We start from the raw sequence: 13,007 nt of genomic DNA, 5'->3' as shown, positions 1-13,007 counted from the left end.
GTATCGCATAAGTAGGCGCTTTGTTCGCCTGCTCTTTATCTAAAGGCGCAAACTCTTTCAATGAATCTGCTCAAATCGTTGGCCGCCGTCAGCTCTATCACGATGATCTCCCGGGTTCTGGGGTTTGTACGCGACACGCTGCTGGCGCGTATTTTCGGCGCCAGCATGGCCACGGATGCCTTCTTTATTGCCTTTAAACTGCCCAACCTGCTACGGCGGATCTTTGCCGAAGGCGCGTTTTCCCAGGCCTTCGTGCCGATCCTGGCCGAATACAAGACCCAGCAGGGCGAAGAAGCCACCCGCACCTTTATTGCCTACGTCTCAGGCCTGTTGACCCTTGTTTTGATGCTGGTGACCGTCCTCGGCATGCTCGCCGCCCCCTGGGTGATCTGGGCGACGGCGCCCGGTTTTGCCAATACGCCGGAAAAATTTGCGCTGACCACCGACCTGCTGCGGGTGACCTTTCCTTATATATTGCTGATCTCCCTGTCATCCCTGGCCGGTGCGATCCTCAATACCTGGAACCGTTTCTCGGTGCCGGCCTTCGTGCCGACCCTGCTGAACGTCAGCATGATCATCTTCGCGCTGTTCCTCACGCCTTACTTCGATCCACCGGTGATGGCCCTGGGCTGGGCCGTACTGGCCGGCGGCCTGGCGCAATTGCTCTACCAACTGCCGCACCTGAAAAAGATCGGCATGCTTGTACTGCCGCGCCTGAACCTCAAGGACACCGGCGTATGGCGCGTGATGCGCAATATGCTGCCGGCGATCCTCGGCGTATCGGTCAGCCAGATTTCCCTGATCATCAATACGGCGTTCGCCTCGCTGCTGGTGTCCGGCTCGGTGTCGTGGATGTACTACGCCGACCGTCTGATGGAGTTGCCGTCCGGCGTGCTGGGCGTGGCGTTGGGCACGATTCTGCTGCCGACCCTGGCGCGCACCTACGCCAGCAAGGATCGCCAGGAGTATTCACGCATTCTCGACTGGGGCCTGCGCCTGTGCTTTGTATTGGTGCTGCCATGTGCCCTGGCGCTGGGGATCCTGGCCGAGCCGTTGACCGTGTCGCTGTTTCAATACGGCCAGTTCGATGCCCATGACGCCTTGATGACCCAGCACGCGCTGGTCGCCTATTCCGTCGGCCTGCTTGGCATTATCGTGATCAAAGTGCTGGCTCCCGGCTTCTATGCCCAGCAGAACATCCGTACGCCGGTGAAAATCGCGATATTCACGCTGATCGTCACACAACTGCTCAACCTGGTGTTTATCGGCCCGCTGGCCCACGCCGGCCTGGCCCTGGCGATCAGTGCCGGTGCATGCATCAACGCCGGGCTGTTGTTTTACCAATTGCGTAAGCAGCAGATGTTCCAGCCGCAGCCAGGCTGGGGCCTGTTTGCCCTCAAGTTGCTGGTGGCGGTGGCCATGATGTCGGCCGTGCTGCTGGGCCTGATGCACTTCATGCCGGCGTGGGATGAAGGCCATATGCTGGAGCGCTTCATGCGTCTTGGCGTGTTGGTCGTCGCGGGTGTGGTGGTGTACTTCGGGATGTTGCTGCTGCAAGGCTTCCGCCTGCGGGATTTCAATCGCAAGTCCCTGGGTTAGAGAGTTTGCCGCGATAAAACCGTTGTTTTATCGATTCGATCCATTTGGCCTGTGCTGTTGCCTGTCGTCCGGGGCCGGGTGTGGTTATAATCGACCACTTTATGAGCAAGAAGCGCGTTATGCAGCTGGTTCGAGGTCTCCACAACCTGCGCCCCGAGCATCGGGGCTGCGTCGCCACTATTGGCAACTTTGACGGTGTTCACCGTGGCCACCAGGCTATCCTGGCTCGGCTGCGCGAACGCGCGGTCGAGTTGGGCGTGCCCAGCTGCGTGGTGATTTTCGAGCCACAGCCGCGGGAATACTTCACCCCCGAAACCGCGCCAGCCCGCCTGGCCCGCTTGCGGGACAAGCTGCAATTGCTGGCTGAAGAGGGCGTGGACCGTGTCCTCTGCCTGGCCTTCAACCAGCGTTTGCAAAGCCTGAGCGCCGCCGAGTTCGTCGACCGTATCCTGGTCGATGGCCTGGGCGTGCAGCATTTGGAGGTCGGTGACGACTTCCGCTTTGGTTGCGACCGTGTCGGGGATTTCGATTTCCTGCAACACGCCGGCGTCAACCAGGGTTTTACCGTCGAAGCCGCGCAAACCGTCGAACTGGACGGCCTGCGCGTGAGCAGTACCCAGGTGCGTAATGCCCTGGCCGCTGCCGACTTCGCCTTGGCCGAGCGTTTGCTCGGTCGCCCGTTCCGCATTGCCGGGCGGGTCTTGCACGGCCAGAAGCTGGCGCGCCAATTGGGCACGCCAACCGCCAACGTGCAACTCAAGCGCCGTCGTGTGCCGCTGACCGGGGTCTACCTGGTGAGCGTCGACATCGATGGCCAATCGTGGCCCGGAGTCGCCAACATAGGCGTCAGGCCCACGGTTGCAGGTGATGGCAAGGCCCACCTGGAAGTACACCTGCTGGATTTTGCCGGTGATCTGTATGACCGGCGTTTGACGGTGGTTTTCCACCAGAAGCTGCGTGAAGAGCAGCGTTTCGCCTCCCTTGAGGCGTTGAAAACGGCGATCAATGCGGATGTCGCCGCCGCCCGTGCACTAGCCGCACCTAGCGCCCATCGCTAACCGAAGAGCCTTAAATGACCGACTATAAAGCCACGCTAAACCTTCCGGACACCGCCTTCCCAATGAAGGCCGGCCTGCCACAGCGCGAACCGCAGATCCTGCAGCGCTGGGACAGTATTGGCCTGTACGGAAAGTTGCGCGAAATTGGCAAGGATCGTCCGAAATTCGTCCTGCACGACGGCCCTCCTTATGCCAACGGCACGATTCACATCGGTCATGCGCTGAACAAGATTCTCAAGGACATGATCCTGCGCTCGAAAACCCTTTCGGGCTTCGACGCGCCGTACGTGCCGGGTTGGGACTGCCACGGCCTGCCGATCGAGCATAAAGTCGAAGTGACCTACGGCAAGAACCTGGGCGCGGACAAAACCCGCGAACTGTGCCGTGCCTACGCCACCGAGCAGATCGAAGGGCAGAAGTCCGAATTCATCCGCCTGGGCGTGCTGGGCGAGTGGGACAACCCCTACAAGACCATGAACTTCAAGAACGAGGCCGGGGAAATCCGTGCCTTGGCCGAGATCGTCAAGGGCGGTTTCGTGTTCAAGGGCCTCAAGCCCGTGAACTGGTGCTTCGACTGCGGTTCGGCCCTGGCTGAAGCGGAAGTCGAGTACGAAGATAAGAAGTCCTCGACCATCGACGTGGCCTTCCCGATCGCCGACGACGCCAAGCTGGCCGAGGCCTTTGGCCTGGCAAACCTGGGCAAGCCGGCTGCCATCGTGATCTGGACCACCACCCCGTGGACCATCCCGGCCAACCAGGCGCTGAACGTGCACCCGGAATTCACCTACGCCCTGGTGGACGTTGGTGACCGCCTGCTGGTACTCGCTGAAGAAATGGTCGAGTCCTGCCTGGCCCGCTACGAGCTGCAAGGTTCGGTCATCGCCACCACCACCGGCAGCGCGCTGGAGCTGATCAACTTCCGCCACCCGTTCTATGACCGCCTGTCGCCGGTGTACCTGGCTGACTACGTTGAGCTGGGTTCGGGCACCGGTATCGTTCACTGCTCGCCTGCCTATGGCGTAGACGACTTTGTGATCTGCAAGAAGTACGGCCTGGTCAACGACGACATCATCAACCCGGTGCAAAGCAACGGCGTGTACGTGCCGTCGCTGGAGTTCTTCGGCGGCCAGTTCATCTTCAAGGCCGATCAGCCGATCATCGAAAAACTGCGTGAAGTTGGTGCGCTGATGCAAACCGCCGCCATCCAGCACAGCTACATGCACTGCTGGCGCCACAAGACCCCGCTGATCTACCGCGCCACCGCGCAGTGGTTCATCGGCATGGACAAAGAGCCCACCAGCGGCGACACCCTGCGTGTCCGCTCGCTCAAAGCCATCGAGGACACCCAGTTCGTCCCGGCCTGGGGCCAGGCGCGCCTGCACTCGATGATCGCCAACCGTCCGGACTGGTGCATCTCCCGTCAGCGTAACTGGGGCGTGCCGATCCCGTTCTTCCTGAACAAGGAAAGCGGCGAGCTGCACCCACGTACCGTCGAACTGATGGAAGAAGTGGCCCAGCGCGTTGAACAGGAAGGCATCGAAGCCTGGTTCAAGCTGGACGCCGCCGAACTGCTGGGCGATGAAGCGCCGCAGTACGACAAGATCAGCGACACCCTCGACGTGTGGTTCGACTCGGGTACTACCCACTGGCACGTGCTGCGTGGTTCGCACCCGATGGGTCACGAGACCGGCCCGCGTGCCGACCTGTACCTGGAAGGCTCCGACCAACACCGTGGCTGGTTCCACTCGTCGTTGCTGACCGGTTGCGCCATCGACAACCACGCGCCGTACCGCGAACTGCTGACCCACGGCTTCACCGTCGACGAGACGGGCCGCAAGATGTCCAAGTCGCTGAAGAACGTGATCGAACCGAAAAAGATCAACGACACCCTGGGCGCCGACATCATGCGCCTGTGGGTTGCGTCGACCGACTATTCGGGTGAAATCGCCGTATCGGACCAGATCCTGGCACGCAGCGCCGATGCCTACCGCCGTATCCGTAATACCGCACGCTTCCTGCTGTCGAACCTGACCGGTTTCAACCCGGCCACCGACATCCTGCCGGCCGAGGACATGCTTGCCCTCGACCGTTGGGCCGTGGACCGTACCCTGTTGCTGCAACGCGAGTTGCAGGAAAACTACGGCGAATACCGCTTCTGGAACGTGTACTCGAAGATCCACAACTTCTGCGTGCAGGAGCTGGGTGGTTTCTACCTCGACATCATCAAGGACCGCCAGTACACCACCGGCGCCAACAGCAAGGCGCGCCGCTCGGCGCAGACCGCGCTGTATCACATCTCCGAAGCGCTGGTGCGCTGGATCGCACCGATCCTGGCCTTTACCGCCGACGAACTGTGGGAATACCTGCCGGGCGAGCGTAACGAGTCCGTGATGCTCAACACCTGGTACGAAGGCCTGACCGAACTGCCGGCCGACTTCGAACTGGGTCGCGAGTACTGGGAAGGCGTGATGGCCGTGAAGGTTGCGGTGAACAAGGAGCTGGAAGTGCAGCGTGCGGCCAAGGCCGTCGGTGGCAACCTGCAAGCCGAAGTCACCCTGTTCGCCGAGGAAGGCCTGACCGCCGACCTGGCCAAGCTGAGTAACGAACTGCGCTTCGTGCTGATCACCTCCACCGCGAGCCTGGCGCCATTCGCCCAGGCCCCGGCGGATGCGGTCGCCACCGACGTGCCGGGCCTCAAGCTCAAAGTGGTCAAGTCGGCCTTCCCTAAGTGCGCCCGTTGCTGGCACTGCCGTGAAGACGTCGGCGCGAACCCTGAGCATCCGGAAATCTGTGGTCGCTGCGTCGACAACATCTCGGGTGCCGGTGAGGTTCGCCACTATGCCTGATGCCAGCCGTTTCGGACGTCTGGGCTGGCTCGTACTGAGTCTGCTGGTCCTGGTCATCGACCAGGTCAGCAAGGCTCATTTCGAAGGCTCCCTGCAGATGTTCCAGCAGATCGTGGTGATCCCGGATTACTTCAGCTGGACCCTGGCCTACAACACCGGTGCCGCTTTCAGCTTTTTGGCTGATGGCGGTGGCTGGCAGCGCTGGCTGTTCGCCCTGATCGCCGTGGTGGTCAGTGCGGTGCTGGTGGTGTGGCTCAAGCGTCTTGGTCGCGATGACACCTGGCTGGCTGTTGCCTTGGCCCTGGTGTTGGGCGGCGCGCTGGGCAACCTGTACGACCGCATCGCCCTTGGCCATGTGATCGACTTTATCCTGGTGCATTGGCAGAACCGCTGGTACTTCCCGGCGTTCAACTTTGCCGACAGCGCCATCACCGTCGGCGCAATCATGCTGGCGTTGGACATGTTCAAAAGCAAGAAAACCGGAGAGACCGTCAATGACTGATCAGGTATTGGCTGAGCAACGCATCGGCCAGAACACGGAAGTCACTTTGCATTTCGCACTGCGCCTGGAGAATGGCGACACGGTCGACAGCACGTTCGACAAAGCCCCGGCCACCTTCAAGGTCGGCGATGGCAACCTGCTACCGGGTTTTGAAGCGGCCCTGTTCGGCTTCAAGGCCGGCGACAAGCGCACCCTGCAGATCCTGCCGGAAAACGCCTTTGGCCAGTCCAACCCGCAAAATGTGCAGATCATCCCGCGCTCGCAGTTCCAGGACATGGACCTGTCGGAAGGCCTGTTGGTGATCTTCAACGATGCGGCGAATACCGAACTGCCTGGCGTGGTGAAAACCTTCGATGACGCGCAAGTGACCATCGACTTCAACCACCCGTTGGCCGGTAAAACCTTGACCTTTGATGTTGAAATCATCGACGTTAAAGCGATCTGATCAACGACGCGGTTAAAAATGTGGGAGCGGGCTTGCTCGCGAATGCGGTGGGTCAGTCAACAGATTTATTTACTGACCCACCGCATTCGCGAGCAAGCCCGCTCCTACCTTTGATCTCTATTGTCAGGTGGGTTAGCGTCTAGCTTGAACCCAAGTGGCTGCAAGACACGAGGCACAGCATGCAAATCAAACTCGCCAACCCCCGTGGCTTCTGCGCCGGCGTGGACCGGGCGATCGAAATCGTCAACCGCGCCCTGGAAGTCTTCGGGCCGCCGATTTACGTGCGCCACGAAGTCGTCCACAACAAATTCGTGGTCGAAGACCTGCGCGCGCGTGGCGCCATCTTTGTCGAAGAGCTGGACCAGGTGCCGGACGACGTCATTGTCATCTTCAGCGCCCACGGTGTTTCCCAGGCTGTGCGTACCGAAGCGGCAGGCCGTGGCCTCAAAGTCTTTGATGCCACCTGTCCGCTGGTGACCAAGGTGCATATCGAAGTCGCGCGCTACAGCCGTGACGGTCGAGAGTGCATCCTGATCGGTCATGCCGGCCACCCGGAAGTCGAAGGCACCATGGGCCAGTACGACGCCAGCAATGGCGGGGCGATTTACCTGGTGGAAGACGAAAAAGACGTCGCCAACCTGCAGGTGCAGAACCCCGAGCGCCTGGCATTCGTGACCCAGACCACCTTGTCGATGGACGACACCAGCCGCGTGATCGACGCGCTGCGCAGCCGCTTCCCGGCCATTGGTGGGCCACGCAAGGACGACATCTGCTACGCCACTCAAAACCGACAGGACGCGGTCAAGCAACTGGCCGATGAATGCGATGTGGTCCTGGTTGTCGGCAGCCCCAACAGCTCCAACTCCAACCGCCTGCGTGAGTTGGCGGAACGTATGGCAACTCCAGCGTACCTGATCGACGGCGCCGAAGACATGCAGCGCAGCTGGTTCGATGGCGTCGAGCGTATTGGTATCACGGCAGGTGCTTCGGCCCCGGAAGTGCTGGTGCGCGGCGTTATCCAGCAGCTGCATGCCTGGGGTGCCACCGGTGCCGAGGAACTGGCGGGTCGCGAAGAGAACATCACCTTCTCTATGCCCAAGGAACTGCGGGTTCGCTCGCTGCTCTGAGTGCCTGTGTGCCGGAGCCACCCCGGCACAACGCCTGCTCGGCACGCTCGCTGCGCAGGCTGATGCGCCCGCTGGGTGCGAGTACGACCTGATACAGGCTCTGCGTCTGATCCATCTCGCATACATGCACAGTACCCGCGCGAAAACCTCCCCCTGAAAACACCGGTTCGCCCAATCCGCTGAAGCGCACCTGGCTCTTGACCGGCCCATTGCCGACTATCGGCACACGACCGTTATCCTGATGTTCCCGCAGCACGGGGTTGTCGTCATCCAGGTAGCCACGTCCGCTCACATCCACAATGACCCGCCAGCCCTGGCTCCAGTCGTCTTCTCGCGCATGAATGACTACCGGTTGGTTACGGGCGATGGCTTCAGTGCGTGCGTAGCGCAGGCCTGCGGTCAGGGATTGCGCAGCCCCCTGGCGCTGCTGTGATTCCAGCAAACTCTTGAAGCCGGGGGTTGCCAGGCTGGCCAGGATGCCGCTCACGATCAGCCCGAGCAGCAGTTCAATCAGAGTGAAACCTTGTTGGCGCATGTATCGTCCCTCCTTGGATTCAGGTGCAGTCCTAGGTATAGCGCCCCGTGCGTTACGCCGAATGATGGCCTTCATGTCCAAAGTATTTCCCTTTGTTCCGGGAGCAGCGCGAGCGAAAAACCGACGCTAGTCTTGGCCCGCACAGCAGATTTTCCCTGCTTTTTTCGGACCTCGACACGGATGACGACGGTAATGCTTGCCTACCCCAACAGCGGTTTTCCCCAGGTTTTTTCTCGACACCAAATCGGCATGACGCTGATCGAGGTGCTGGTTGCCGTGCTGGTTCTCGCCATTGGCCTGCTGGGCGCGGCGGTGATCCAGCTCAATGCGCTCAAGTACACAGACAGTTCCAGGATGACCAGCCAGGCCAGTTTCATTGCCTACGACATGCTTGACCGAATCCGCGCCAATTCCGCTGTCGACTACTCCTAGGGCCGGGCCGAACGTGCACCGGCCAGCAGCGCGTCTGCCAGCGTGCGCGATCTGGACCTGCATGATTTCGAGGCCAATATCCTCGGCTTTGCCGGGGCGAGTGCCAAAGGCTCGGTGTCGGTCAGTGCGGGTGAGGTGACTGTCAGCATCAGTTGGGATGATAGCCGGGGCACGAACAGGCCGGGGGCTCGGGAAACATTCACCCTGACCAGTCGCGTCAGCGATGAATCGAGGGGGGCGCAATGAGGCGTCGTGTTGGGGGATTCAGTCTGGTGGAATTGCTGCTGGCGTTGGCCATGGGCTTGGTATTGGTGCTGGGGGGGACCCAGGTGCTGATTGGTTCCAGAGCCACCCACGCCAGCCAGCAGGCTGCGATGTTGCTGCAGGATGACGCACGGTTCGTGCTGGGCAAGATGACCCAGGATATTCGCCAGGCGGGCATGTTTGGCTGTTTGGGCACGGCGTTTATCGACAATGCCCCGCCGGCCTTTGATCAGCCTGTCAGTTGGAAGATCGAGGCGGGGGCGAAGTCGCTGACGCTAGTCACGGCAGATGTTGGTAACGAGAATGGCAAGGCTGACTGGACCGTATTGTCCGACTGCACGGGCGCCGCCCAGGCCTACGGCGGTAGTTCTCCTGTGCCTGCCCCCGGACAAATCCGCTTTGCGCTGCGCCAGATCACCTACACCTTCGAAGCCGGTCAATTGAAAGTCAGCACGCCTGCGGCCCCGGCCAAGGCGGTGCTGGTGGATAACGTGCAGGCTTTCGATATCAGCTTTGGCGTGGCTGCCAAACCCTCGTCGACGGAGGTGGCGCGTTACGACGCGAGCCCGGCGGACCTGGGCTTGATACGCAGCGTGCGCATCCTGATGACACTGCAAGACCCCGCCGGACGCGTGAAGGATCAAACCTACAGCGTCGTGGCGGCGCTGCGAAACCGTCTGGGGTAGCGCCGCCATGAAGCTTAAAGAACCTATTCGTCTGCGGCAGGCCGGCATGGTGCTGCTGATCAGCCTGGTGTTGTTGCTGCTGTTGTCGCTGATCGGTCTGTCCTCCATGCAAGGCGCGGTCACCCAGCAAAAGGTCACCGCTAGCCTCTGGCACCGCAATCAGTCGCTGCAAAGCGCCGAGAGTGGCTTGCGACGCGGAGAGTCGAGCGTGCAGCGGTCATTTGCGACGCTGCTGCCGTGCCGGTCGATTGTCACCTGTGCACCGCCGGCCGCCGCCTATTCGGTGGTTGGGGCTGGGCTGGACCCTGTCTCGGGTGTCACTTGGGTTGCACTGCGCGGAGGTCTGTACGGCATTCAATCCCTGGGACCTGCGGTGGGGCTGGCGCATGTACCACCACAAACGGTGGCCGACGCATATCGTGTGACAGCCGTCGGGTTAAGCGGCCAATTGCGCACGGTGCTGGAGAGCGTCTATGCGCGGGTAGAAGAGGAGGGCGGCTCGCATTTTCGGCGGGTGGCCTGGCGGCAACTTCAATAAGGAGCGTTGAAATGGGCATGGATAGCCAGGGCTTTACCCTGATCGAGTTACTGATCGCCGTGGTGATCATTGCGGTGCTGGCCGGGATTGCTTACCCCGGCTACACCGGCCATATGAAAAAGGTCTATCGCGCTGAAATCGTCGCGTTATTGACCGACCAGGCTCAGCACCTGGAGCGTTTTTATACGAAGGCCGGCACTTTTATTGATGCAAGCGGCGTCAGCGAGGGCAACGATCGCTATAGAATCACCGCTGCATTGAACCCTCAGGATTTCCAGTTGGTGGCTACGCCTGGCGTCGGCTCGGTGATGACCGGCGACCTTTGCGGCGACTTCAGCCTGACCAGCGCCGGTGCGCGGACCAATCCGGGCGCCGCTCCGGACATGTCGCGCAAGCTGTGCTGGGGGCAATGATGAGGGTGCTGGACGACTGGGCGCCAGGTGCGCGTGTTCCTATTTATCGGCTGGATCAAATGATGGCAGAGCAACAGCAGGTAGTGATTGTCGGTGGCGGGGTCATCGGTTTGTTGACGGCGTTCAACCTGGCGACCCAAGGGCAAGCCGTGGTGCTGCTGGAGCGCGCGGGGTTGGGACAGGAGTCCTCCTGGGCGGGCGGCGGTATTGTCTCGCCGCTGTATCCGTGGCGCTACAGCCCGGCCGTCACCGCACTGGCCCATTGGTCCCAGGACTTTTATCCACAGCTGGCGCAGCGCCTGTTCGCCCAGACGGGGGTTGATCCAGAGGTGCATACCACCGGCCTTTACTGGCTGGACCTGGACGACGAAGCCGAAGCCTTGGCCTGGGCTGCGCGAGAAGGACGCCCCTTGAGCAAAGTGGATGTCTCGGCTGCCCATGATGCCGTTCCAGTGCTGGGCGGCGGGTACTCCAGCGCGGTCTACATGGCTGACGTCGCCAATGTGCGCAACCCGCGCCTGGTCAAATCCCTCAAGGCGGCGCTGCTGGCGTTGCCCGGCGTGACCGTTCACGAGCAATCTGAAGTGACAGGGTTTGTTCTGGATGCGGGCAATGTCGTGGGGGTGAACACCGCTAATGGGCCGATCTTCGGCGATCAGGTCGTACTGGCGGCTGGCGCCTGGAGCGGTGAACTGCTGGGTACGTTGGGCCTGTCGCTTCCGGTCGAGCCGGTCAAGGGCCAGATGATCCTGTACAAATGCGCTTCGGATTTCCTGTCGAGCATGGTCCTGGCCAAGGGGCGTTATGCGATCCCGCGGCGTGACGGGCACATCTTGATCGGCAGTACCCTGGAGCATGAAGGTTTCGACAAGACCCCCACCGAAACAGCGCTGCAAAGCCTCAAGGCATCCGCGGTGGAGTTGATTCCCGCCCTGGCGGGCGCCGAGGTGGTTGGGCACTGGGCCGGATTGCGCCCAGGTTCGCCGGAAGGCATTCCTTACATCGGCCCAGTGCCGGGCTTCAGCGGCTTGTGGCTCAACTGCGGGCATTACCGCAATGGCCTGGTGCTTGCGCCGGCGTCCTGCCAGTTGTTTACCGACCTGCTGCTGGCGCGTACGCCGATCATCGACCCCGCGCCTTATGCGCCCGAAGGTCGGATCAACGCTGGATAGACTTCGGTCCTTGTTCCAGATGCGCTTGGGTGCAATACCATTCCTGGCGTGAGCTCAAGGCGCGATCCTGTGGCAGGTGCACGCCGCAGTGGGCGCAGCGCACCATCAAGGCTGCGTCAGGCTCGCTTGCGCGATGCTGCTTGGCGGCCGGGCTTTTGAATTTGCGCCAGAACCATACTGCGGCGGCAATGACGGCAATCCAGAACAATAGACGGAGCATGATGGGCAGTTTCTCGACAAGGAATGCGCCAGTTTAGCCAAGGACGTGCCAGGCGCACAGCGCAATAAATATCACCCACAAAAAAGGAGCCTCGAAAGGCTCCTTCTTGATGACACCGGGTGCTATCAGTCAAACACACCGAAAGTCATGTAGCTGAACCACGAACGATCCTGGTTGTTGCCCAGGGCCTCAGGCTCTTCTTCTTTGATCACGTCGCCGTTCTCGTCATGCGGCTTGAGCTCCGAAGGAATGGCGTCCTTGGCGTCCTGGTACTGCTTGATCACGTCCTGGTTGGCGCGGGTTTCGCCCGGCGGCAGCGGTGGACGGGATTCGATCAGGCCCAGGGTGTACTTGCTCAGCCACGAACGGTTGTCGGCTTCAGCAACCTGAGGCACGAACTGGCCGTCTTTCAGGCTTGGGTGATCCGGGTAGTTGAGCTTCAGGGTTTCCAGGCTGGTGCTGGCCAGGTCGTCCAGGTGCAGACGCTGGTAAGCCTCGGTCATCACGGCCAGGCCGTCACCCACGGAAGGGGTTTCCTGGAAGTTTTCTACGACATAACGGCCACGGTTGGCGGCGGCTACGTAGGCCTGACGGGTCAGGTAGTAGTGGGCCACGTGGATCTCGTAGGAAGCCAGCAGGTTGCGCAGGTAAATCATGCGCTGCTTGGCGTCCGGCGCGTAGCGGCTGTTGGGGTAGCGGCTGGTCAGCTGCGCGAACTCGTTGTAGGAGTCGCGGGCAGCGCCCGGGTCACGCTTGGTCATGTCCAGCGGCAGGAAGCGCGCCAGCAGGCCGACGTCCTGGTCGAACGAGGTCAGGCCCTTCATGTAGTAGGCGTAGTCGACGTTCGGGTGCTGCGGATGCAGGCGGATGAAACGCTCGGCGGCGGACTTGGCAGCTTCCGGCTCGGCGTTCTTGTAGTTGGCGTAGATCAGCTCGAGCTGGGCCTGGTCGGCGTAGCGCCCGAACGGATAGCGCGACTCCAGTGCCTTCAGCTTCGCTGTGGCGCTGGTGAAGCTATTATTGTCCAAGTCTTTCTGAGCCAGTTGGTACAACTCGACTTCGCTCAGGTTTTCGTCGACGACTTCCTTTGTTGACGAGCAAGCAGCAGTCATGGCGAGGATGGCGATCAGCAGCAGGTGTTTCACTTGCATGGCGGCTTGCGTCCCTATG

Annotated in this window: 13 protein-coding genes and 1 pseudogene; 11 read left to right on the top strand and 3 right to left on the bottom strand. The window is 61.2% G+C overall.

Annotated features, from left to right (window positions below; all coding sequences use genetic code 11):
* The first annotated feature begins 60 nt into the window (after positions 1-60).
* The 6 genes from murJ (at position 61) to ispH (ending at position 7,577) form a co-directional block, all read left to right on the top strand.
* A complete protein-coding gene (gene murJ, locus HX812_RS06175; RefSeq protein WP_038844672.1) occupies positions 61-1,599 on the top strand; it encodes a murein biosynthesis integral membrane protein MurJ in 1,539 nt (512 codons plus the stop codon).
* 119 nt (positions 1,600-1,718) lie between these two features.
* A complete protein-coding gene (gene ribF, locus HX812_RS06170; RefSeq protein ID WP_010213269.1) occupies positions 1,719-2,657 on the top strand; it encodes a bifunctional riboflavin kinase/FAD synthetase in 939 nt (312 codons plus the stop codon).
* A gap of 14 nt (positions 2,658-2,671) precedes the next feature.
* Positions 2,672-5,503: an isoleucine--tRNA ligase gene (ileS, locus tag HX812_RS06165; RefSeq protein WP_038844670.1), complete on the top strand. Its 2,832-nt coding sequence runs from the start codon at positions 2,672-2,674 to the stop codon at positions 5,501-5,503.
* A complete protein-coding gene (gene lspA, locus HX812_RS06160) occupies positions 5,496-6,005 on the top strand; it encodes a signal peptidase II (RefSeq protein ID WP_016976310.1) in 510 nt (169 codons plus the stop codon). Before ileS ends, lspA begins: the two co-directional genes overlap by 8 nt.
* A 7-nt stretch (positions 6,006-6,012) precedes the next feature.
* Positions 6,013-6,450 carry an FKBP-type peptidyl-prolyl cis-trans isomerase gene (gene fkpB, locus HX812_RS06155; RefSeq protein ID WP_177128135.1) on the top strand — a complete coding sequence of 146 codons (438 nt, stop codon included), beginning with the start codon at positions 6,013-6,015 and terminating at the stop codon, positions 6,448-6,450.
* 179 nt (positions 6,451-6,629) lie between these two features.
* Positions 6,630-7,577, top strand: coding sequence for a 4-hydroxy-3-methylbut-2-enyl diphosphate reductase (ispH, locus tag HX812_RS06150; protein ID WP_038846865.1), 948 nt, complete (start codon positions 6,630-6,632; stop codon positions 7,575-7,577).
* Here the strand turns inward: ispH and HX812_RS06145 are convergent.
* Positions 7,540-8,112, bottom strand: coding sequence for a GspH/FimT family pseudopilin (locus tag HX812_RS06145; protein WP_038846864.1), 573 nt, complete (start codon positions 8,110-8,112; stop codon positions 7,540-7,542). The two genes, ispH and HX812_RS06145, sit on opposite strands and share 38 nt — an antisense overlap.
* Positions 8,113-8,304: 192 nt before the next feature.
* Between HX812_RS06145 and pilV the strand changes: the two are divergent.
* From pilV to thiO, 5 genes and pseudogenes are all read left to right on the top strand, one after another.
* Positions 8,305-8,790 (top strand): annotated as a pseudogene (pilV, locus tag HX812_RS06140) (type IV pilus modification protein PilV).
* Complete coding sequence (locus HX812_RS06135; RefSeq protein WP_038846861.1) at positions 8,787-9,494, top strand: PilW family protein; 708 nt, start codon at positions 8,787-8,789, stop codon at positions 9,492-9,494. The pseudogene pilV and the gene HX812_RS06135 overlap by 4 nt, the downstream one beginning before the upstream one ends.
* Positions 9,495-9,501: 7 nt before the next feature.
* Positions 9,502-10,032, top strand: coding sequence for a PilX N-terminal domain-containing pilus assembly protein (locus tag HX812_RS06130; RefSeq protein ID WP_038846858.1), 531 nt, complete (start codon positions 9,502-9,504; stop codon positions 10,030-10,032).
* An 11-nt stretch (positions 10,033-10,043) separates the two neighbouring features.
* On the top strand, positions 10,044-10,445 hold the full coding sequence (locus HX812_RS06125) for a type IV pilin protein (RefSeq protein WP_033896998.1): 402 nt from the start codon (positions 10,044-10,046) through the stop codon (positions 10,443-10,445).
* A gap of 62 nt (positions 10,446-10,507) precedes the next feature.
* Entirely contained in the window at positions 10,508-11,617 is a 1,110-nt protein-coding gene (gene thiO, locus HX812_RS06120) for a glycine oxidase ThiO (RefSeq protein WP_038846856.1), read from the top strand.
* Here thiO and HX812_RS06115 read toward each other — a convergent pair.
* Positions 11,604-11,837, bottom strand: a complete 234-nt coding sequence (locus tag HX812_RS06115; RefSeq protein ID WP_033896999.1) for a PP0621 family protein — start codon at positions 11,835-11,837, stop codon at positions 11,604-11,606. The genes thiO and HX812_RS06115 overlap by 14 nt on opposite strands.
* A 125-nt stretch (positions 11,838-11,962) precedes the next feature.
* The gene (locus HX812_RS06110) at positions 11,963-12,988 is read right to left on the bottom strand and encodes an outer membrane protein assembly factor BamD (RefSeq protein WP_038846854.1); all 1,026 of its coding nucleotides are present in this window, start codon (positions 12,986-12,988) and stop codon (positions 11,963-11,965) included.
* Between the last annotated feature and the right edge of the window lie 19 nt (positions 12,989-13,007).

This window comes from Pseudomonas sp. IPO3749 (genome assembly GCF_013386605.1).
In the GTDB taxonomy this organism is placed as follows: domain Bacteria; phylum Pseudomonadota; class Gammaproteobacteria; order Pseudomonadales; family Pseudomonadaceae; genus Aquipseudomonas; species Aquipseudomonas azotoformans_A.
Note: the sequence above shows the minus strand (reverse complement) of the source record. Positions and strands in the feature narration are given on the sequence as shown.